This window comes from Chlamydia ibidis 10-1398/6, from assembly GCF_000454725.1.
Taxonomy (GTDB): domain Bacteria; phylum Chlamydiota; class Chlamydiia; order Chlamydiales; family Chlamydiaceae; genus Chlamydia; species Chlamydia ibidis.
This window is the reverse complement of record NZ_APJW01000001.1, coordinates 398665-421603: the sequence shown is the minus strand read 5'-3', so window position 1 is coordinate 421603 and position 22939 is coordinate 398665. Positions and strand designations below refer to the sequence as shown.

The following is a 22939-nucleotide window of genomic DNA, read 5'->3' as shown; positions in this document are numbered from 1 at the left end:
AGAAACCTATCCTAAAGCAAAGAAAATAAAGGAGGAGCTTCTTCAGAAAGCAATTTAGCAATCATTGAGGAATCAAAGCCATAACGAGAACGCAATTTTTGCTTATACTTACCCTCAATCTCTTCAATATAAGACATAAATAGATGTTGTTTGATTTGATTTTCCAACTCATCTAAGGGTTGTAACGTATTTTGAGACTTCTCCAAAAGAACGTACAATTTGTACCCTGATTTATGCTCTTTTGGCAGACCACACATTGAAGAATTTGCCTCAATTTCTTGCAGCTCTTTCCTATGTATCTCCGAGAGATCTTTATCTCCACGAACAAATTCCTCGGAACATGACATTTGTCCACCTTTGGACAAAACTAAAGCTGACAGACGATCCTTATTCCATGATTTCGTCTCATTTAGCCTAGCATATACTTTATCTGCTATCTGGCTACACAATGATGAATTAGCAGCCTTGATAGTTATCACACAATACTTCCACTGGAAAGTATTAGCGGCTTCTTCCACTAATTTCTGATAATGCTCACGAATTTTTCCTGGAGTTACTTTAAGCATGACTTTAGAACGAACCATCATCCCCATAACTCTTTGCGCTACAAGAGTACGATGAATAACGTTAAAGATATCCTCAGAGCTCATATCAAAATGAGTTTGAAAAACAGAAAGATCTCTACCGAACATGGATTCAATTTCTTGGTTAACAGTGGTAGGATCGACATAGATTTTCTTAGCTTTAGCATCAGCGACCATGAGAAATTCGTCAATAACAGACTCTAGAACGACTGGCCACATAGCGGCATAATATTGAGATCTGGCAGGTAGAGAATCCAATAAATGAGGGTAAGAGGAATAAAAGAGTAAGTTTAACTTATGGATCACATCTAGAGTTGTAACAACTTCAGTCTCTGTAATTTTGAAAAGAACTCGATCATGTATAGCGATGCCAGCAGGATCTTCTAGAGTTTGTCCTAAGTAATTTTGTGCCGCCCCAAGAGGCAAACTATCGTGAGCGATGCCAGTTCCTGGCAAGCAAACACAGCCAACCAAAGAAAAAATACCTAGTGCTTGTCGTCTCATGACGTGCCACCCTAAATTCCTTAATATATCTAGGGATTAACTATAAGAAATTGGCAAAATTTTGGCCACTTTGAGATATAACGAGGACAGTATGACACCAAGTTAGCTGAATGTTTTTACGAAAAGCTATCAAGTAGATTCTTTATTAAGATATTCAGAAAACTCTTGTATACTTGTATACTTTCTACCCATTCCTGCCTCTAAAAGATAAATAACCGTATCCCCAGTATTATTAGGAATAAGATGATGATGATATTCTGGGATCAGAGATAACAAGCAATCATGTTCTCCTTGCTGCATCCAGACAAGAGAAATATAAGGTAAAAACTTTCCCTTAAAACAAGCAAGTATACGCTCACGATCTTCAGAGTTTCCTAGAGAAATCAAAACCTTCTTATGATTACGAGAAAAGTAATTTTGCGCTGCCAATAAACTACCAACAGAAGAAAACTTATGAGTATGCCAACGAGCTTGTGCTATTTGGAGAATATCTTCAGCATGAGTCAGATAATGTTTTTTTTCAGTTAATACATGCAGATCGAGCAGTGCTTGGCAAATCAAAGCGTTTCCTGATATTGTCTCACCATCGGAGAAATTAGCCTGCTTCATAAGAAGATTAGGATCTTTGCCATCAGCAGTGTAAAACCCCCCATTCTCACAACGGAAAGATACTAATACTTCTTTCATTAGGTCTTCACTAAATTGCAACCACTCTGCCCCACAGCCAGTTTGGTATAGAGCTAAGGAACCAAGAATAACACTTGCATAATCCTCAAGACTTCCCAAATATTTAGCTTCTCCTTCCCGCCATCTCCTCAATAATTTGCCATTTTGGAACATATGTTCTCTAATAAATAAGCCGCATTTTTTTGCTATATTAACATAGCTGGGATCTCCCAATATTTTCCCAGAGCATGCTAATACATAGATCATAAATCCATTGTGGAATGCTATGGACTGATCGTCTTTAAACGGTTGAGTTCTACTATCACGATAGTTTTTTAATTTCGCTTTAAGGCGATCTATCATCTCCTCAAATTCTTCTACTGAGCAATTATACTTATCTATTAATTCTTCTATATCTAAGTGATTAGGAACATGCAGGATATTACGTCCATTACAGAAACCTTCTCTAGATATGCCATAGTAATCACAGAATAGTTGAGCATTCTCTCCCAGAACCTGTCTAATTTCTTCTCCCGACCATGTATAGTAATTCTTACCTTCGACCGCTCCCCAATGTTCTGCGTGTTCTGAAGTGTAGAATGCACCTACTTCTGCATCATACAATTCTGTTAGTAAGTAGGCTAAGGTTTGTCTAGCAACAGAGTTGTAAGCTTTCTTTCCTAAACATGCCCAAGCTTCCAAATAATCTAATGTTAAAACAGCGTTATCTATAAGGCGTTTTTCAAAACAAGGAATCAACCACTTATCATCTATCGTGTAGCAATAAAATCCACCTCCCAAATGGTCATAAATCCCTCCTTTTGACATCAAATCTAGAGTTCGATCTACAAAAAATAAACTTCTATTATCCTGATACTCATAGCTATAACGTAAAAAGAACTGACTTAAGAAGCCCTGTGTTTTTTTTGGAAAAGACTTTAACCCCCCATAGTGAGCATCTACATCATGAAAAAGAGCCTCTGTTGTCTGTTTTAACGCTGTTTCTGCTAACAGTTCTTTACGAGAGCATCCTTCTATAAATGAAGTGATTTCTAAAACCTTATGAGCTTGTTGAACAAAGATTTCTCTTTCTTCGTGGTCTTCCCACATACAGTGCAGTTTTTCTATCATCTGTGCGAACGAAGGGGACCCTAATTTCCCTTCAGCACTCAAATAGCTAATAGAGAAAAATGGAAGCAAATCTGGAGTAAGAAATACATTTAGAGGCCAGGAAGGCACATCATGACGATCTCCAGAGACTGATAGCATTTGAGCAAGATCAAAATAGAGACTGGCTACCTGAGGTAGTTCTTCTTTATCGACCTTAATATTTACAAAAAACTCATTCAGCATAGCTGCAATTTCTGGATTCGCATAGCTCTCCTGGAGCATGATTTGACACCATCGAGAATGCGTACAACCAATAGAAAGAAATATAGGTTTATCTTCAGATGCAGCCAAATTAAAAGCTTCTTCACCCCACGGATACCAATTCACAGGATTGTGTGCATACAAAAGAAGATAGGGGGATTTCTCGCTAATAAGCTTATTCGTATATATCGGCTGAGACATGATAAAATTAAAAAACTAAAAGTTCATACTCTATTTTAAATAAAAAAGTAGACTTTTGACATGCATTTTAATTAGATTGTTTTATAAGGAATTTAATTTTAAAAATATAAATCTCAACTTTCTATAAAACACAAACACAAAAACTGAAATCTTTAAAATTCAACAATCTCACGATTGCTTTATGCGCATATCTTTCAGATAGCAAATGTTTTACGCCTATCCATAGGAATCGAATACAAACACTGTTTATATATGAAGGCTATTGGTCGTATAGACAACAAAAATGACTTTGTCTCTTGATTTCCTAACCAACAATCCCTAAACTGGTTTTGCTCAGGAAGAGTGGCAGAGTGGTCGAATGCATCTGATTCGAAATCAGAAGTTCTCTTGCGGGAACCGGGGGTTCGAATCCCTCCTCTTCCGTTTGCTTACTTTCCAGGAAAATTAGTAGCTACCCGCGTATACCTCCAACGTACTTGCAGCTTTATTTTGCTTCTAGCTCTTCCGAATCTAAATCGTTATTGAAAAAAAAGGGCCTTTAGCATCCTCTCAGGGGGAGAGAGAGGACACTATAAGGCTTGTTTCGAGAAACTCTTGTAAATTCTTCAATAAAAAGGGGCAAATATCCCTTCTTATTTTAGGAGTACCATTGGAGAAAAAGGTAGACAATTTCTTACACTACAATGGCTATAAACTTATACCGCTTTTGACAGCGAAGCGCCCTAGTGGCTACATCACGATGCTACCGCAATGCACCTGCCAAAGATCAAGCTCAGCTATCCACCTCCTTCCTAGGTTAGTATTGCAGAACCATATAACCTATCGTTTGAGAAGTAGTTTATTTTCAAATATATAGCAAGGAGGAGTCTTTTAGTTTTTCTTAAGCAAACTACAACATGGGCAGAGTTGATAAGTTTTTTTTTAAAAAAAATCAACAAGAAAAATACTAATACACAAAAAACTCGACAATACCCTCTGAAGGGGTTTTTTATCATCCAACAAAACCAAAGAATGAAATAGTTCTCTAAAAACTTGCATAGACCATATAGAGAAAAACAAAAAAATTGTGCTGAAGTCAAAAAAAAATTATAGACTTCTAATCTCTGCCTTTTTAGCATTCTTGCGCCCAGATGGTTTTTAACCAAGGTATGAGCCTATATCTTCTGTTGGATTTCTTTCCTTTTTGTTCATTGAATCCTATTTTTTAGTGCCTGCATCTCCAATATTTCTAAGAAAAGTCATTTGGGTAAGACAATCAGAAAAAATATCTATGATTGTCTTTTTTTAAATAAAACTTAGAACATAATTATGGAGAAAAACTATGTGTTTTCCTACTTGCCTACCAGCAATTCAAATGCAATGGCGTTCAACTCAAGAAGGCTCTGAAGAAGAGAATGTATCACTAAACGGCACCGAAACAAAACAGCCTGCCAAGTCACAAGAATTCAGCTTGAAAATAGGTGACCCTACTTTATTAGAGACAATTCGTGGAGCTGGTGAATTATTCACTGCAGCTTTGAATTCTGCAAGAGTCCAAAGAACAAGCCGACATTGCTATGATACATGCCAACCTTGGTGCAATACCTATTGCTTTTGTCCTTTCACTTGGTGTCTAGACTGCTTTTGCGCATGTTTAAAGAAAGAAGAAGAAGAAGAACCTGATACAGGAAGCATCATAGAGAGCTTTCTCAACGAAATGAAAAACTCATATGGACCGATTTCCGTAGGCATGGCCCTACAACAATCGGGATGGAACATCTCCCTAATGGCTTCTGAGAAGATCGAACCATCCGCAGACGATAAAACCAAATTTATTAATCTATGTCAAGCTTGTCGAGATAATCTTAGGCAGTGTTTAGTAGGAGGATCACAACAAGAGTTATTCAAAATTGCTAATCAAGAACGGCTTCTTCCTTCTAAAGGTTCTTTAGAAATGGAAAAAATTAAATCTTCCTTAGAAGATATCATTGCTGGAACACAGTTAGGATCATCTCCTACATGCTTAATTCTCTATCCTAATCATGATGATGATCCAGCACCGGATCAAAGATCCGGATACACATTAAAGTTGGATAGGCTACAAGCCAGACTAAGTCAAATTCAAGTTTTGGATTTGGAAGCTGATGATATCAACAGCGGTAGTATCAACTTCTTAGGATTTCAGGCAAAAGCTGCAATTCAAGTAATAGAACATACTCTAGCTAAATACGTAGATGCTTCCACAGATACATTTAACAGTGGAGGTTTTCATCTGAGTATTGAGGAAGGAAAATTTCGTTCCCTAGTATTATTGTCTCTACTCTCTCTTGGTTATTGCCCCGTCAGTAGCGAAGGAGATACCCCTGTATGTTTAGAACAACTAAAAAATACCAGCCGAGCTCTCAAAACAAAAGATGTACTCCTGACTGACTCAAGAAAAGCAAATCAAGGCCACTCTCCCTGGACCTCATCTGTATCTATAGCGCCTTCTGGTTTATTATCGGGAGCAGGTAAATCTTCGACAAACATAACTCTTAATGCAAGGATGCACACTCATACAACAAGCTCTGAAGTTGACAGTCGGTCTGCAATACAAGCAATACCAAGTTGGGATCCTACTAGTCCTAAGTATCAAGAAGAAATCCTAAAGACAGCACAAAAAATGTCTTCTATGACTTCTAGTCTATTCTTAAGCTAGTTGCTCTCAATAAGCGAAGATAGGGCCCTATCTTCGCTCCCCTTTTTTTGAATCAATACTTCCATTTTGTTCTCTATCAACCTACTGTAATACACTAGAAATCGACAAAATTATCCTGCATTTGTAAAATATCCTGGGAAATTTCAGGATATATCCTTAACAGAGTATTAGTTATGTTTTGGATAATAAAACTCCACGATATCTTCGCACTATATAACCCTCCCTTTTCTCTTTCCTGAAAATATCTAAGAAAATACAGAACAAGACAAGGAAGCTATTATGTGTATTCCCACAATTAAGTTTCGGTGCGTTTCTGGAGGTAATGGAGATCAAGAAGGCAACTCTAATCAACCGGTACAAGCACAACCAAGAAGAGTCTCTGCCTCTTTTGCTCTCTCAGAGACTACTTTACTTTCTACAATACAAACATATGGAGAAGCCCTACAACAAGTCTTAGACTCTAATAGAGTGCAGCGTACAGGAAGATATTGCCGAGATACTTGTGGCCCTGGATGCCGAAGAAGGTGCCCTGGATGGTTAGATTGGTGTTTCAATTGCCTCTGCACCTACTTACTCAATCCTACACCAGAAGAAGAACACACCAAAAGTCTAACCAGTTTTTTACAAGAGCAGATTGACTTTTTTGGTCCTTTGGTAGTGGGGTTGGCACTAAAAAATACTGAAAATCACGTTCATAGCGGTCTTCTTCAGGGTGAAGCGTTGAGTGAGGAAGCCAAAGAAAATTTCGTACAAAGCTGCCAATCAGCTCAAGATACCCTATCTTCGTTACTACAATCTGATATTCAACACTCCTTATTTCAATTTGTCAATAATCCTGACCATCTACCCAAAGACCAAGATCCTAATATTACATTAGCTAAGGGAGGATATACGGAATTCCAGAAACATACTCCAGACACCCCGCCAACATGTTGGATTATTTCTCATTCGTTATCAGAAAATGAAGACAATAGTGACGAGGATATCCCAGTTGACGCTCACATTTCGCGTCGCTTAAATTGGAAAAAACTCACACAGCAATTAGCCAATTTAAAAGTCGTAAACATAAACAACCCAGAAACTCCTCTTCCTCTTGGCTATACTGCAAACTCAGTAGTAGGTCTCTTGCAACACATAGTTATTTTTATGACAGAGAAAAATGAGTTGACGTTTCAATGTCCCGGCTATGGACTTAGCATAAGATACAATGCCCTACTTATGTTAATTACTTTGAGTCTTGTTAGCTTAGGATTTGCTCCCGTCAGTACGACCGAAGAACTTCCAGCAACTATGAACGAACTTAAACATTTGGAGAGTATCATCACCCATGCTAAAAAAATCAGAGATCGCCGTGCACACCACAAGGGGAAGATTGATAGTCATGCTGCTAATATTCAACCAGGAGCCGCCTCATCGACAACAGAAGTAGATAGTCCTAAGGGGACACCTTGTAGATATTTTCCTTCTCCACAAGAACAACAACAGTTACTGCAGCTGGCTGTTAAAACGTCTGCATGCTCCGCTAAAATTTTAGGCTAAAAAATAGAAAGTAACGACCCAACCCACCAAAGAGCGGCACCACCAGCGACAATCACAGCAGCCCACCAAAGATTAGACCAACTATGTATTGCTCTTTCTGGTGAGTTTCTTCCCCCCATAGATTCTAAATCAAGGAGCATTTCCATGTTATGCTCTGAGAATTCTTTGAAAATTTTCATGACATAAGGATGATCTCGAAGGATTTGGTCTCCATCTAACCCTAAATACGCAGCATATTTTTTGATAAATCCTTGTGCATAGATTGGAGAAATTAGTTTTCCTAAATATCCCTTTTCAATCGCTTCTAAACATGAACAACGTATTGAGGTCGCAGCTTCTATATCTTTCAGCGAGAGAGACTGTTCTTCCCGTTTACTACGGAATATTTCTCCTAAATGTAGAAGTTCTTTATGCACATGTTCTGTCATAACAATTCCTTACCAATGGGGTCTTCATAGAAGTGTTTATATTTTAAACAGTTTGAACACTCATTATTTTTCCCCTAATTCACATCCGGGAATATACATCATTGCTGTTTAATTTGTATTTCGAAATCCGGCTATATTTTTAAAACATACTGTAAGTTCAGTTAGCAACTGAGTCATTTAAAGAATAATTATGTTCTCTTAAACGGATTTTCCCTTATATACTGGAGCTGCGATCAGTATTTCATTATGTTATATCGACTGATTATACTTACGGAAACTCCACTGCCCTTGAGAAATTACGTATGCCAGCCCCCTTTGTTATTTCATTATCTCACTCTTTACATAACTTGCTAAAAGATCGTCTGGTTGAAAAAGGGTTTTCACTTACGCAACCGCAATACACAGTTTTTCAAGCACGATCTCCTGATGTAAGCTGTATATTGTATACCTCGGGTAAATTAGTAGTTCAGGGTAAGGGAGCACAGGAGTTTATAGAGTTTTTTCTTGAGCCTGAAATTTTGCTAACTTTCACACACAGAGAAGGGAAAAAAGATTTACGTCCTAGATTAGGAGTAGATGAATCGGGTAAGGGTGATTTTTTCGGGCCCCTATGCATTGCCGGTGTGTTTGCTAGAGATAAACAAACCTTAGAAGAATTATATAAAACTAATATTCAAGATTCGAAAAAGTTAAATGATTCTCAGATACTTTCTTTAGGGAAAACCATTCGAGATTTCTGTACGTATGATGTTATGATTCTATATCCCGAGAAATATAACGATCTCTATAGAAAATTCCAAAATCTGAATTTGTTATTAGCATGGGCGCACTCTGTTATTATTGATAGCATTGCTCCTCGTCCTGCTGGAGATGTGTTCGCTATTTCTGATCAATTCGCTTCTTCAGAATCTTTATTACTTAATGCATTAAGAAAAAAGAATAAGGATATCTCTCTTATTCAAAGAACACGTGCAGAACAGGATATCGTTGTAGCAGCAGCTTCTATTCTTGCTCGAGAAGCCTTTATTACTACAATGACGAAGCTAGAAAAACGCTATTCTGTACGACTGCCTAAAGGAGCAGGCGCTATTGTAAAATCCTCTGGAAAAGCGATTCTGAAGAATCATGGCAAGGAAGTTCTTACCCATTTGTGCAAAACACATTTCAAAACATTCGAAGAAATTTGCAACGAAAATTCCCCATTATAAGACAATGTAAGCAGAAATAAAAGCTCTCACCTCCATATCTGACCACGATCTATTCTGTTGTTTATTGTCCTAATCTATAATATTAAGTATACTTCTGTGTTCAACTAAAAGTTAGTAAATCCGTGAGGATACGCTCTCGGGTGGTTCTCGTCTTGGCTTATTAGCCTAGTACGGAGCCTCTTTCTTAATCCAAGGGGAAAAGAGAGCAATTCCCTTGTCTAGGAGATAATTAGGATATGTTCAAGGTACTATTCCATGTATTAACATTTGCTGGACACCTGGTTTCTACACCGATTTACATTATTCACGACGCTTGTGGCGTCGACCAAGAAGTATTCAAAAAGGCGTGTCCCTATCCTTTTTCCGTACAAGCGCAATATCTTGAAGTCAAAGATGCAGATTTTAAAGATTTAAAAAATCAAACCATTGGATATCAGCAATACGATTCCTCTTTTCTCGCGACTTTGCCTATTACTCAGCAATCAGGATTCTTGTTTTCCGTAGGTTATTTAGGAACTCGGGTGAGATGGCAGGCTAACGACTCCTTATCTAAGAGTGATGTTAATGCTATTGGCTATCTAACATTTCAAGACCAATCCCATTATAACTATATTTCCACTTCGTTTGGTGCTTACACTCTTTCTTTAAAGAATTGGCAATGGTCTGTACTATTTTCCGGCCTTTTTGATCCTAGCCATTTTAATATTGGCTATGGCTTATACCAAGCAGTCGTTTCTGGGAAATATCAGGCTACTGAGCAATTATCTGTGGTTTTTGGGGTAATTAATGAAACTGGTTTACATCAAGAAAAGGCTTGGCCTTTATTGGGAGCAACTTACAAACCTAATGAAAAACTTACGTTAAATTGCATCTATCCTGTTAATTTTTCTATTGAGTATCAGTGTACATCGGTCTGTAATTTTGGCGCTGCATATCGTTTGACACGTTTCAGAAAAAAACTTCCTACTAATAAGCTCCCTTCTTCTCGAGGAATTTTTGAATACCAAGGGAGAGAAATCGAAGGAAACATTAAGCTAACTCCGTGGCCTGGGAGTTTTATTAAACTTTTCTATGGTTGGTCAGTAGGTTCTGATATTTCTTTGGCCGATAGTCACAATAATAATATGACTGCATATCCTTTTAAATCGTCTCCGTTCTTTGGCGGTTCTGCTGTGATTAGTTTTTAATTTAAAATTATAATTATTTTTCTCCCTTTTTAATTGTAATTAAAAGTTGCCGAACTTAAAATTTTTATTTTTTGCTCTTAAAACAATTGAGATTGGGAATGGAATGCTTAGAAGTTGTACAAAAAGGTTCGAATATTTACCTGGATTGTATTTTTCCAGAACGTGGTGCCGCTAGGCAATGCAAAAGTTTAGCACAGTCCTACCCACGTATTGCTATGACCATAGAAATTCTGGCCTCCGTGGTCTTAGGGACATTTAAAATGGTCACTCTTCCAGTAGCAACTTTTGCTTCCTTATTTTTGCTTCCTATAGCTGGTATACGCAAAGCGATTTGTACTAAGCAAGCTTCCGATACCCTGCCCTATGTATTTGCATGGTTGATCAGTTTATTATCTGTTGCTGCAATTGTGGGTCTTGTTTTTGCTATGATTGCTTTAGCTCCTGAAGCTGCATTCTTAATGATTGGTGTATTCGGGGCTATTGGTGCAAGTTCTACGCTAATAAACTTACACAACGAGATGTTCCCTGTACGCGTACAACCCACTATCCCTTTTGATGAGGGTAATTCTCGTATGGAAAATCATATTGTATCTCCCAAAAATCAAGAAAGTGAAACTCCAAAGGTCTCTAACCTGGGTACGAATACAACCCCTGCGGCATCTTCCGAAGATGAAGCTGCGTTTGTTGATGCTCCTGCAGAGGAGGAGAAAACAGTAGCAACCGCAGGGCATGTTTCTAACACCGGAAACGAGTCCTCTTAGAGGATCAATAAGATCTTTAAATAAAGTATAATTTCTTTACACAAAAGAAATTATACTTTGTTAATCTTTAGAATCTTGTATAAAACCATCTTATTTAATCTAAGAAATTCTAAGAAATATTATAATAGATGGCCTGCTTGCATAATTAAAATCTATAACAGCAGGACGTTCTATGACCTCTTTAATTTATAATGGTGGTTATATCCACGATCCTATTGCCTCTTGCCAAGAGCCTCTTTCGGTTAGAAAAAGCCTTTCCGCTCCTAAGGGGTTATGGAATAGAATCACGCAACTAGCTGATACAAACCCGCGCGTACGCTATACACTAGATATAACTATTATAGTATTAGGTATCCTGTCCATAGTCGGAGTACTCATTGCTTCCCAAGGGCAAGGACTATTAGTATTCGGCATTATTCCTGGATTAGTTCTTGTATCGCTAGGGCTAACATTACTAGTGTCGGATGTTGCTTCTACGGAAAAAAAGAAAGAAATTGCTGAAATGCTTACAGCTATTTTCGTACCGCTTGTGCTTTTGGGCTTAGCTTCTGCGTTGTTTGCTGGGGCATACTTTACATGCGGAGCATCCGCTCTTATTCTTGCTAGTCCATTGTTCATTATGGGAACAATGACAGTAGGGTTATCTTTGGTAAGCTTAAATAAAGTCACGTTTCAATACTTCCATACGAGATCATTAATCAAATCTCAGAATGCAGCCATTACTCTATATGAACGCGACGCAGAGGAACATAGTATTCCTGAGGTAAGCAAGACAACAATATCTGAGAAAATTACTGAGAAAGATCCTTTCCTTCGAGCAAAAAGTGTTATTTTAGAAAATAGAAAACGTCGCAAAGCTACAAGGCAGTATATTCGTGATCATATTCAAGCAAATCTTATAACCAGAGACTTAGATTCAAAACGCACAGCTTCTGAAAAAGCTCTTCTTCCTACATCGTGGGAATACGAGGATTTTACAGAAACCTGTGACTTCTCTCAAATCCATAGCCTCCTGAAACCTGACATAACCTTTTCTACAGATGTACAAACTACAATAAAAACCTCTTCCAAAGAGACTTCCTCATTACCTATATTCCCTGCGTGTGTAGTTTCATCTCCTCTACCCTCTAGCATGATTTACCGGGATAGTAAACTTATAGAATCGGTAGCGAAAATTTCGGAAAATCGCCCGCAACACGATTATAAAGACAATAATGAAGAATCCTCTCAAAATGGAAGTAGAGAAGAAAATGAAGACCAAGAAGACCTGGAGGAAAATCAGGGAAACGAAGAATAAGCTAATAAAGATAAGCCCCCTAAGTAATCACTTTCGTAGGGCCTATCTTCGTTATCTTTAAGACTGCTCTAATTCATTCAGCAGCAATTCATTCACTCTTTTGGGTGGCGCTTTTCCTTGAGTACGTTTCATGATCTGTCCAACCAAGAAACCCAATGCTTTTGTTTTGCCATTCTTATAATCTGCCACTGACTCAGGATTCTGACTAATAACTTCTGTGATAATCGTTTTCAATGCAGTTTCATCAGTCATTGGCAGTAGGGAAGGATTTTCTTTCAGAATGTTCTCAGGATTTTTCCCTGGAGATTCCATCATCATATCAGCAATGTCTTTAGCTATTTTTCCAGTGATAACATTTGTATCAATCAAATTAACTAATTGCGCGATATCTTGAGGAAGGACACCAGAAGCTGCAAGATGAATTCCAAAATTTTTACACCGACCGGCAAACTCTACAGTTATCCAATTGGACAAAGTCCGGTAATTTTTACAATTCGCCGCTGCAAGTTCGAAAAAATTGGCAATTTGCTTATCGCTTATTAAAATATTGGCAACATCCTCAGCTAGTGAGAAATCTGTTAAATATCTGTGATACTTATTATAGGGCAGCTCTGGAAGAGTGGAGCGAATTTCATGAATATAATCTTCTGTTAATTGAAGAACTGGCAAATCTGGTTCAATGAAATATTTATAATCTTCAGCACGTTCTTTAAGGCGCATAAGCACGGTTTTTTTCTTCTCAGGATCCCAACGGTATGTAGCTCCAGGAATTACCTCTTTAGGATCTTTCGTTGGGTTAGACAAGTATTCATCTACTTGACGGCGTTTCTCTGCTTCTAAAGCTTGTGACATGAAAGCAAAGGAATTCATATTTTTGATTTCTACTTTATTTCGCAGCTCTTGAGAACCCCTAGGTCGTACAGATATATTCACATCAAAGCGAATTGATCCTTCTTCCATGTTACAGTCAGAAATACCAATATAATCTAACAGGGAGACCAATGACGTAGCATAGGCCACGGCATCCTCGGCACAAAACATGCAGGGTTTTGAAACGATTTCAATTAATGGAACACCTGCACGATTGTAATCTACTCCAGCAAACTCGCCAAAATGTTTTAGCATGCCTGCATCATCTTCAAGATGTGTTTGCGCAAGCTCAAAACAACGTTCTTCACCTTGAACAATGGCTTGAACAAAGCCACCGCGAATAATAGGATGGTCAAACTGCGTAATTTGAAAATTCCTAGGACTATCGGGATAGAAGTATGATTTTCTGTCAAAACGACTGAACAAGGCAACATCTCCTTGCACAGCACAACCAAATAGAACAGCCTTCCGTACTGCTTCCTTATTCAAAACTGGCAGGGATCCCGGCAATCCTGTGCATACTGGAGAAATATTCGTATTGGGTTCATCTCCAAATCGATTGCGTGCTGAACTAAATAACTTGGACGCGGTATTTAACTCTACGTGAACTTCTAATCCTATGACCGACTCCCAATCAGCATAGACATCACTCATGACTTTTCTCCTTCACAAAATAGTTCTACACATCCTTTGGGTGACATGTTTTTAATTTTTGCGTGCTCTTGAAAACTATACCCTACCTGACATACACGTCGGTCATCACCCCGCTGTCCTATAATCTGGAATCCCAAGGGAAGCCCCTCTCTAGATAATCCTGACGGCACGGCAATTGCAGGAAGATATGCAAGGTTTACAGCAACAGTATAGATATCTTGGAGGTATAAGGATATGGGATCTAATATTTCTCCAATAGGAAAAGCAGGGCAAGAACATACAGGCATGGCGATGACATCACACTTCTCGAAAGCTTGTTGAAAAGTCTGAATAATCTTTGTACGAATAGCTGATCCCTTTTTGTAAAATACATTCTGTCTTTCAGCCGAAAGGACATAATTCCCTAATAGAATTCTGCGAATTACCTCTTTTCCAAAACCTTCTGCACGGGACATGTTGTAGACGTCTTGCATATTCTTTGCTTCAGGAGCTCGAAATCCATACCGAATACCATCAAATCTTGCCAAATTAGTTGCTGCTTCAGCAGAAGCGATAATATAATAAACTGAAACAGCATGGCGTAAGATATCGAGGTCAATATCAACGATATGGCTGCCCTGCTTTTCCAAGACTTCTAAAGAGTCAAAGAAATTTTCTTTAATGTCGTCTCGTAATCCTTCTAGAAATCTTCTAGGAACTCCTATAAGCTGAGGGACTTCTAAAGACAGGCTACTTTGAAAATCTCGCAAATCAAATCTTTGAGAAGTGGCGTCTCTAGAATCTTTTCCTGCAAAAACATCCATAGCGAGAGCTACATCTTCCACTACTGTTGCTAAAGGTCCTATCTGATCTAAGGAAGATCCAAACGCTACTAGGCCATATCGGGACACCGCACCATAAGACGGTTTAAATCCCACTACGCCGCAAAAAGCTGCAGGTTGGCGTATAGATCCCCCAGTATCCGATCCAAGCGCCAGAGGACAAAATCTTGCCGACACCGCTGCTGCTGACCCTCCTGAAGACCCTCCTGGAACACAAGAAAAATCCCAAGGATTCTTTGTTGATTTAAAAGCGGAATACTGGGTTGTTGATCCCATAGCAAACTCATCCATATTAAGTTTGCCTAAGATAATACCATCCTCGGCTTCTATACGCTCTATCACTGTAGCATTGAATGGGGCTACATAGTTTTCTAGCATTTTTGATGCACAAGTAGTAGGAAGACCTGCAACATGGATATTGTCTTTAACTCCTATAGGGACTCCTGCCAGTTTTCCCAAAGGCTCTCCCCGAGAACGCTTCTGATCAACTGCGGCTGCTTTTTCCAGTGCCCTTTCACGGCAAAGAGATAGAAAAGCTCCAACCTGACCATCTTGAGTTGCGATTCTATTATAAAAATACTCCGCTATTGCCGTAGCGGAAGTCGTTCCATTCGCTACGGATGTTCTTAACTCTAAGGCACTCTTTCTATACATATATATCTCTATTTAATTACCGTAGGTACTTTAACTAATCCACCCAAAGATTCAGGAACATTTGCTAAAAATTCTTCACGAGAGAATTCAAAGGAAACATCGTCTTCCCGTAAGTCTTCGGGAGTAACGACATGCAAAGTCTCAAGACTTGCCATAACATCGGTTACATCCATGGAAATCGCTTCTTCCATAATGCCAATAACTTCATTTAAAGAAGCTTCATATTCTTCGATTAGCTCTTCGCTTAACTCTAAAGCTGAACTCTTAGCTAAAAGTAAAATCTCTTCTCTACTTACATAGGACTGTGTCATTTCTAAATCCCAAAAATACTGGTGCGACGACGATAAACGTGATTTTAAGTTCCTGAAAAAAGAAACTTCTCGCCTAACTTAACTTGTTGCGTGCAAAAAGTCAATGCTGCCTCAAGCGCTTAAAAACAAAAAAAAACTTTATTAAATTACAAAAAAGATTAAAAGATGGAATTAAGTATACATCACTTAGGAGAAAAGCAATGCTAGGCAAACTCGTTCGGGGACTATCCTCTCTTACTCTTGTTCTTTGCGCATTGAACGTGGGAATTTTAGGACTTACTAATCATAAAGTAAACATTCTTGCTCAATTACTTGGAGAGAATGGTTTAATCATGCGCATGGGCTACATTGTAACAGGAATCGCCGGTTTAATTTCCTTATTATCGTACTTTTCTTGTTGTTCTAAAAAAACAAATAGCAGCTGCTGTTCAAAGAATAACCATTCTTCGACAGATAATCAGTAGTCTTTGCTTTTCTCTAAAAACATTGGCCCCCCAATGTTCTTTTTTTAATTTTAGACATCAAGCGAGCAAGCCAAAAACCACGTTATTATTAGCGTGGTTTTTGTTTTCCTACTTCAAATAGTTTCAATATTATCTCATTGCCTTCAAAGCTTGATTTATTTTCATTTTTCCTCTATTTGCAAGAAATACTCTTCTACCTTACCAAAAGAACGCACACTATGAAACCCTCTGTTCCTTGGTTATTACTTTCTTCGGCGATTACTTTGCCTATTACTTTTGAAGCAAATACCTTAGAAACTATAGATCTACAAACTCCATCCACATCTCAGTCGCTAGGTACCAATGATAGCTACCAGGGAGCAACAACGCCAACCACTGCTTTTAGCTATAAAAACACGTCGTCTCCAAATGGGACTTCATACTCACTGACAGGTGATGTATCTTTTATAAATGTTTCGTCTACACAATCTCCCACATTAAGTAATGTACAACCTGGTCATAACGATGGTCACTCGCATACTTCTCTAGTTACTCCCAGAGCATATTCTGTTTCTATGCTCACCGAAGACCCTGAGAATCAGGTTATTACTCAAAACAGTCCGGTCAATATAAACTTAACTACAACTGATAGCTACCCTCAAGCTGGCCAAAATACCCAGCCTTTTCTCAGAAGAAATACAACAGCACAAAGTGGAACGACATATACTCTTGCTAACGATGTAGGGTTTCAAAATATCACAGCAACACAGACCTCACCTGCCTCTACATCACAACAAACTCCTGCATCAAATATACACAGTTTTACCAAACCATTAGGTATATCGATATCTAGTACACCTATAAGCACTACTACTACTTCAACCACAACTAGCACAGGTAATGGAGAGACAAACAAAAGTTGTTTCTCAAATACTGCAGGTCCTTTGTCATTCGTAGGTAATGGGCACTCTTTATTATTTCAGAATATCTCCATTACGCCTCAAGGCTCCGCAATAAACAATACAGCGACAAGTTTGACTTTTTCTGGGTTTTCTCTGCTCTCTTTTGACAAGGCGACAAACCAAACACAATCTAGTGCAGACAGTGCCATTTTCATAGGTACCACGACAAATGGCGTTATGAAACAATCAGAGCAGCCTAGTGCTAGCTTTACAATTTCTAGCAACACTGATGTTAATTTCAGTGGCAACCACTCTAAAGGTGCAGGCGGTGCTATCTTAGTTAAAGGAAATGGAACTATCTCTGGAAATACAGGCACAGTTATTTTCTCTGGGAACTCAGCCACTAATCAAGGAGGGGCTTTATCTTTAGAGAAGTCCTTAAATATCACTGACAATGCTCAAGTTATTTTTACAAATAATTCTGCAGCAACAGTTAGTGACAAAAAATCTGTAAAAGAAGGTAATGGGAATCAAGCGTCTACAGGTCTAGGTGGGGCGATATACTGTCTGGCAGCTTCTCCAGAGCAAAATGTGCAGACACTAGATGAAACTAATGAAATTGCTGTGTCTTTCTCTGGGAATAAGACACTTTACCTCGTGAATAACTCTGCTACAACTAGCGGTGGCGCTATACATACAAAAAACTTATCACTAACCTCTGGTGGTCAAACTATCTTTGGATGCAATAGTTCATCAAAGGGTGGCGCTATATTCATTACTGACGGTGGAAAACTTAACCTTACAGCCCTCGATGGTCCTATTACTTTCCGGGGCAACACAATAACAACAAGCACCACAAAAACTGAAGTACTTAACAATGATAGTTCAACAAATACAGTAACTGCCAATGCTATAACCCTAGGGAACGGGGCTACCATCACGAATCTCCGTGCTGCTACAGGTCAGTCCTTACAATTTTTTGATCCTATTGTTGAAGTATCCACACCTAGTAAAGAAAAAACTAAAATTAAAGCAGTACAAAAAGCGATTCTACAAATTAACGCTCTTGATGACACAACTGACACACATCATCCTGACTCCTCTTCATCTGTCGTATATGATGGAACAGTACTCTTCTCTGGAGAAAACGTCGACAATAGTCGGGCAGAAAACGTTACTTCCGTAATTTACCAACCTGTTTCTTTAAATAACGGTACCCTTTGGTTAAAATCAGGAGCAATTCTTGAAGTTGATTCATTCATTCAGAATCCTAATTCCTTACTTGTAATGGATGTAGGAACAACTCTAAAAACACACAATACTCCAATACAAAAGCAATCTGTTGAATCTGAAGAACAAGCAGAACAGGAATCATCTTCTGCCAAACAAAATTCCAATGAAGAAACTAAGGTAAACGCGCAAATTTCCCATAGATTATCTTCTACTCATCGCAAAGAACAACTCAGAGTAGGCTCCTCTATTAGGGATAAAATTATATCCGTAGTTTCAGAAACTTTATCATCTTTACATCCTGAAGTTGCAGTCCACACTGAAGACAATGCTACCACGGATGGTAATATTACAATTACTAATCTAGGGATCAATTTAAACTCTCTAGGCAGAGGAGAAAATGAATCTATTACGATCACTGGCGGTTCTTCTGGAACTGTGAAGCTAACAGGAGATTTACAACTATTTAACGGTAATAATGATGCTTACGACAGCTCAATATTTAGCAAAGGATTTTCTACGGATATTTTAAAAATTACAACTGAAGGAAGTAGCGAAACAGGGACCGTTGATCTATCAGAATTTAATCCTTACCTGTTGGGCGCAACATCCGCGAATTATGGGTACCAGGGTACGTGGTCTTTGCAACGTGTGGAAAAGAACGGACAATCCTCTTTCGAAATGGTTTGGAAAGCTGCTGGTTATAAACCAGGACCTGAACTTAGCGCTCTACTAGTTCCTAATAGTTTATGGTGTGCTACAGTAGATGTTAATTCCATTGAACGTCTTATGGAACTAACAGGAGAAACTAATAACAATCAACAAGGTCTATGGGTTTCGGGTATCTCTAATTTCTTCCATAGAGATGCAATGCTTCATCGCTTAGGTTTCCGACATATCAGTGCTGGATATTCTATAGGGGCCAACTCTCAAACTTCTACGGATAATGTTTTCAATATTGCTTTCTGTCAGATGTTTGGGAAAACTAAGAACTATTTCTTGTCCAATACCAAGTCTCATCTTTATGCCGGTTCTATCTATACCAAGCATAGTAAAACTATTAGAATCTATGGTTTTGAATTACCTGCTATTGTAAATACACATTTGAGTTATGGGACAATACACAATAAAATGGTTACGGACTACCCGGCTATCTCTTCAGCTCGAGGAGTTTGGGATAACCACTGTCTATCTGGGGAAATCGGATTTAGTTTAGCTCTAAATCCAATGAATATCATTTTCAATAGGGTATCTACTTTTGCCAAAGTGCATGCTGTTTATGTAAACCAAGAAAGCTTCAATGAAACGGGAGCTGGAGAAAAATGCAGACACTTCCGTAGCTCCCATCTTGTCAATCTTACCCTACCACTAGGAATTAAAATTAAAAGCAATGAGGATCCTGATAACAAAACCTATGCTCTTACTCTTGCTTACCATCCTGATGTGTATAGGGTGTTACCACAATCTCATGTAGCACTACCTGCGAAAGAAACTTCGTGGTCTTCTCCAGGGACTAATCTTGCAAGACAAGCTTTTCTAGCAGAGCTTTCTTGCTACCAGAGAGCTTTTACACATTTAGAGCTATTTGCTAATGGATCTTGTGAGTTACGCAGCTCCTCTAGGAACTACAATGTAGACGTCGGAGGTAAGTACAAATTCTAGATCTTACATTCTTATAAAGAATCGCCCCCTTACCAGAAATGAATAAAACTTGTCAAGTCTTTTCTGTATTAGACTTGCTTTCTTTTGCACCTTTCAGTATTTAACGAAACTGTTTTTTTCATTTCACCAAAGTGTAAAACATGAGGCCTTATCTATATAAGATATTACTATCATCAACCTTGGCGATACCGTTGTCGTCATACTGTTCTGCGTTTGGAGCAGAAACTCCTTTAGATCAGGCAGCTATGCTTGATGCAAATAATGCAATTACTCCGAAATCCACGAGTACTGCAACCGGGACTATGTACCGATTGGACAGTGACATTACTATCATGGATGCCGGACAAACTGCTGCGTTAGCATCAAGTTGCTTTGTGCAGACCGCTGCTGATTTGACTTTTCTTGGGAATGGTCATAGCCTGCTAATAGAGAACGTAAATACGGGAGCGAACCCCGGAGCTATCAATGTTTCTACCGCGGATAAATCTCTAACTCTTTCTGGATTTTCCAGCCTTATCTTTAGAAAATGCCCTCCTTCTACCGTTGCTAATGGTAAGGGAAGTTTGGTATCTAAAGGTCCGTTAAATTTCCGGGATAATTTGTCTTTGATTTTTAGTGAGAATAGTTCTTCTGCAGCAGGTGGAGCTATTTCTTCTAAAGCTTGCTTGCTAACTGGCTCTAAAGAAGAAATCAGCTTCACCACTAATAAATCTGCAACTAAGGGTGGTGCTATTGCCGCTACAGACGATCTAACTATCTCTGACAACTTAGGAATCATGAAATTTTCTGATAATACTGCAGCCAATTCGGGAGGGGCAATATTTGCAGAAGCAGCAACATCCATTTCTGGCAATAACAGAGTTATTTTTGAGAACAATACTGTTACTGGCACAGGTGATGGTTGCGGAGGTGCTATTCACTGTAGCAAAACCGGAACGACTCCAACCCTTACTTTATCTAATAACAAAACACTGATTTTTAAAGAAAATAGATCTGCATCTCAAGGTGGAGCTATTTATTCAGATAAGTTAGTAATTTCTTCTGGAGGTCCTACCCTATTTACTGGAAATAAATCTGTACATGCGACTCCAAAAGGTGGAGCTATTGCCATACATACATCTGGAGAATGCAGCTTAACTGCAGAACACGGGGATATTATTTTTCAAGGGAATACAATAGAAACTGCAAATGCAGCAACAGTAAAGAGAAACGCTATTCATCTTGGGAATAATGCAAAGTTTGTGCAGCTGCGTGCTACAGAAGGAAGAGCTGTCCGATTTTATGATCCTATTACTGCAGAGGGGGCAGCTGGTGATGCTCTAGTTATTAACAAAGCTGAGCAAGGGAAAGCCTATAAAGGTACAGTACTTTTTTCTGGTGAGAAACTTACAGAAACAGAGTCTGCAGTTGCAGAGAACCTGAAATTTGCTTTTAAACAACCTTTAGAGCTAGCTGCTGGCACGTTGATCTTAAGTAAAGGCGTTAACATAGAAGCAAAATCTTTCACACAATCAGCGGGTTCTAAATTATTCATGGATGCAGGAACAAAAATTAAAGCTGATACGGAAAACGCCGTGATAACCGATCTTGCTATTAATCCTAATTCCTTGGACGGTGTTAAGTTAGCAGTTATCGAAGCATCCGCCGCGGGGAAAAGCGTGACACTTTCAGGGACGGTCACTTTGGAGGATCCTAAAGGTAGTTATTATGAAAACCACAAACTAGACAAAGCTCTTGCTCTTCCAGGATTAAAGCTATTAGGGAAAAATGCTGTCACTACCGACAATGTAACTGATAAGGTAGCCATTTCTCCGGAACAACATTATGGGTATCAAGGGAAATGGATTGTTAGTTGGGAAAAAGATAATACTGCTGATCCCAAAACTGCCACAGCTACCTTTACTTGGGAAAAAACCGGTTATAATCCTAATCCAGAACGTCGGGCATCATTAGTACCAAATAGTCTTTGGGGATGCTTTATGGATATTACTTCTATTCAGCAACTCATGGAAAAGAGTACGGATAGTTACCTTCATGGTCGTAGATCTCTATGGGCCGCTAACGTGTCTAATTTCTTCCATAGGGATAATGCAGGGTCACGAAGAAAATTCCGGCATATTAGCTCCGGTTATGCTTTAGGGGCAACTACAGAAACATCTTCCGAGGATATTGTTAGCGTTTCCCTATGCCAATTATTCACCAAAGATAAGGACTATAATGTAGCAAAAAATAGTGCCAATGTTTATGCAGGCTCTATCTTGTTTCAGCATATTGGAGAATCGTGCAGTTTAGCTAATCTGATCTCAGGAAAAAACCCTGCATGTCTAGAAGAGAATTGTCGTGGTATTCCAGTAATCTTGGATGCTCAATTGACATACTGTCATTCCAATAACAACATGAAGACTATGTACACTGATTATCCTACTGTTAAAGGATCTTGGGGTAATGATAGTCTAGGAATTCAATTAGGATCTTCTATACCTGTAACTTGCAATAAAACTTCCCTATGTGATAGCTATTCTCCATTTATGAAAATGCAATTAGTCTATGCTCATCAAGGAGACTTCAAAGAGCCTACTGACGAAGGTCGGGAATTTTCAGGAAGTGATCTATTAAATCTCTCGCTACCTTTAGGTATAAAATTTGAAAGATCCAATGAAACGGAAAAAGCTTCCTATGACCTAACCCTGATGTATGTTGCTGATATTTACCGTGTGAATCCTAGATGCTTAACGTCATTGGTTATCAGTGATGTTTCCTGGCAAACTCATGCATCTAATCTTGCTAGACAAGCATTCGTGATTCAATCTGGTAATCATATGACAGTATCTTCTCGTTGTGAAATATTCAGTCAATTTGGTTTTGAACTTAGAAGCTCATCTAGAAACGTCCATATGAATGTGGGATCCAAAATTCTTTTCTAACACACCTACTCCCTGCCCTTCTCTGGGCAGGGATCTTATAACCCT

At 38.7% G+C, this 22939-nt stretch carries 15 protein-coding genes and 1 tRNA gene; 10 read left to right on the top strand and 6 right to left on the bottom strand.

The window, feature by feature from the left end:
- Nucleotides 1-11: 11 nt before the first annotated feature.
- A complete protein-coding gene (locus H359_RS01810) occupies nt 12-1010 on the bottom strand; it encodes a hypothetical protein (protein ID WP_407918990.1) in 999 nt (332 codons plus the stop codon).
- Between the two features lie 207 nt (nt 1011-1217).
- On the bottom strand, nt 1218-3326 hold the full coding sequence (locus H359_RS01805) for a thioredoxin domain-containing protein (RefSeq protein ID WP_020370362.1): 2109 nt from the start codon (nt 3324-3326) through the stop codon (nt 1218-1220).
- A gap of 336 nt (nt 3327-3662) precedes the next feature.
- On the opposite strand from H359_RS01805, the gene H359_RS01800 reads away from it, so the two are divergent.
- The 3 genes from H359_RS01800 to H359_RS01785 all read left to right on the top strand — a co-directional run bounded on the left by H359_RS01800 (nt 3663) and on the right by H359_RS01785 (nt 7542).
- Nucleotides 3663-3749 (top strand) — tRNA-Ser (locus tag H359_RS01800).
- Between the two features lie 898 nt (nt 3750-4647).
- Entirely contained in the window at nt 4648-6003 is a 1356-nt protein-coding gene (locus H359_RS01790; RefSeq protein WP_020370364.1) for a hypothetical protein, read from the top strand.
- Nucleotides 6004-6282: 279 nt separating this feature from the next.
- On the top strand, nt 6283-7542 hold the full coding sequence (locus tag H359_RS01785; RefSeq protein ID WP_020370365.1) for a hypothetical protein: 1260 nt from the start codon (nt 6283-6285) through the stop codon (nt 7540-7542).
- Here H359_RS01785 and H359_RS01780 read toward each other — a convergent pair.
- Complete coding sequence (locus H359_RS01780) at nt 7539-7970, bottom strand: helix-turn-helix domain-containing protein (protein ID WP_020370366.1); 432 nt, start codon at nt 7968-7970, stop codon at nt 7539-7541. The two genes, H359_RS01785 and H359_RS01780, sit on opposite strands and share 4 nt — an antisense overlap.
- Before the next feature lie 302 nt (nt 7971-8272).
- Between H359_RS01780 and rnhC the strand changes: the two genes are divergently transcribed.
- The 4 genes from rnhC to H359_RS04970 all read left to right on the top strand — a co-directional run bounded on the left by rnhC (nt 8273) and on the right by H359_RS04970 (nt 12423).
- On the top strand, nt 8273-9178 hold the full coding sequence (gene rnhC, locus H359_RS01775; protein WP_020370367.1) for a ribonuclease HIII: 906 nt from the start codon (nt 8273-8275) through the stop codon (nt 9176-9178).
- Nucleotides 9179-9414: 236 nt separating this feature from the next.
- Entirely contained in the window at nt 9415-10365 is a 951-nt protein-coding gene (locus H359_RS01770) for a hypothetical protein (protein ID WP_020370368.1), read from the top strand.
- 98 nt (nt 10366-10463) lie between these two features.
- Nucleotides 10464-11126: a DUF5422 family protein gene (locus tag H359_RS01765; protein ID WP_020370369.1), complete on the top strand. Its 663-nt coding sequence runs from the start codon at nt 10464-10466 to the stop codon at nt 11124-11126.
- A gap of 172 nt (nt 11127-11298) precedes the next feature.
- On the top strand, nt 11299-12423 hold the full coding sequence (locus H359_RS04970) for a Yip1 family protein (protein ID WP_020370370.1): 1125 nt from the start codon (nt 11299-11301) through the stop codon (nt 12421-12423).
- Between the two features lie 57 nt (nt 12424-12480).
- Here H359_RS04970 and gatB read toward each other — a convergent pair whose 3' ends face one another.
- Genes gatB through gatC form a run of 3 tightly spaced genes read right to left on the bottom strand, consistent with a single transcriptional unit; the run spans nt 12481 to nt 15733 of the window.
- A complete protein-coding gene (gene gatB, locus H359_RS01755) occupies nt 12481-13947 on the bottom strand; it encodes an Asp-tRNA(Asn)/Glu-tRNA(Gln) amidotransferase subunit GatB (RefSeq protein ID WP_020370371.1) in 1467 nt (488 codons plus the stop codon).
- The gene (gatA, locus tag H359_RS01750) at nt 13944-15422 is read right to left on the bottom strand and encodes an Asp-tRNA(Asn)/Glu-tRNA(Gln) amidotransferase subunit GatA (RefSeq protein ID WP_020370372.1); all 1479 of its coding nucleotides are present in this window, start codon (nt 15420-15422) and stop codon (nt 13944-13946) included. Before gatA ends, gatB begins: the two co-directional genes overlap by 4 nt.
- A gap of 8 nt (nt 15423-15430) precedes the next feature.
- Nucleotides 15431-15733 carry an Asp-tRNA(Asn)/Glu-tRNA(Gln) amidotransferase subunit GatC gene (gene gatC / locus H359_RS01745; RefSeq protein ID WP_020370373.1) on the bottom strand — a complete coding sequence of 101 codons (303 nt, stop codon included), beginning with the start codon at nt 15731-15733 and terminating at the stop codon, nt 15431-15433.
- A gap of 200 nt (nt 15734-15933) precedes the next feature.
- Here gatC and H359_RS01740 point away from each other — a divergent pair, with 200 nt between their 5' ends.
- From H359_RS01740 to H359_RS01730, 3 genes are all read left to right on the top strand, one after another.
- A complete protein-coding gene (locus H359_RS01740) occupies nt 15934-16197 on the top strand; it encodes a DUF378 domain-containing protein (RefSeq protein ID WP_020370374.1) in 264 nt (87 codons plus the stop codon).
- Between the two features lie 218 nt (nt 16198-16415).
- Nucleotides 16416-19970: a polymorphic outer membrane protein middle domain-containing protein gene (locus H359_RS01735; RefSeq protein ID WP_020370375.1), complete on the top strand. Its 3555-nt coding sequence runs from the start codon at nt 16416-16418 to the stop codon at nt 19968-19970.
- Nucleotides 19971-20110: 140 nt separating this feature from the next.
- Nucleotides 20111-22894: a polymorphic outer membrane protein middle domain-containing protein gene (locus tag H359_RS01730; RefSeq protein WP_035392167.1), complete on the top strand. Its 2784-nt coding sequence runs from the start codon at nt 20111-20113 to the stop codon at nt 22892-22894.
- Nucleotides 22895-22939 lie beyond the last annotated feature (45 nt).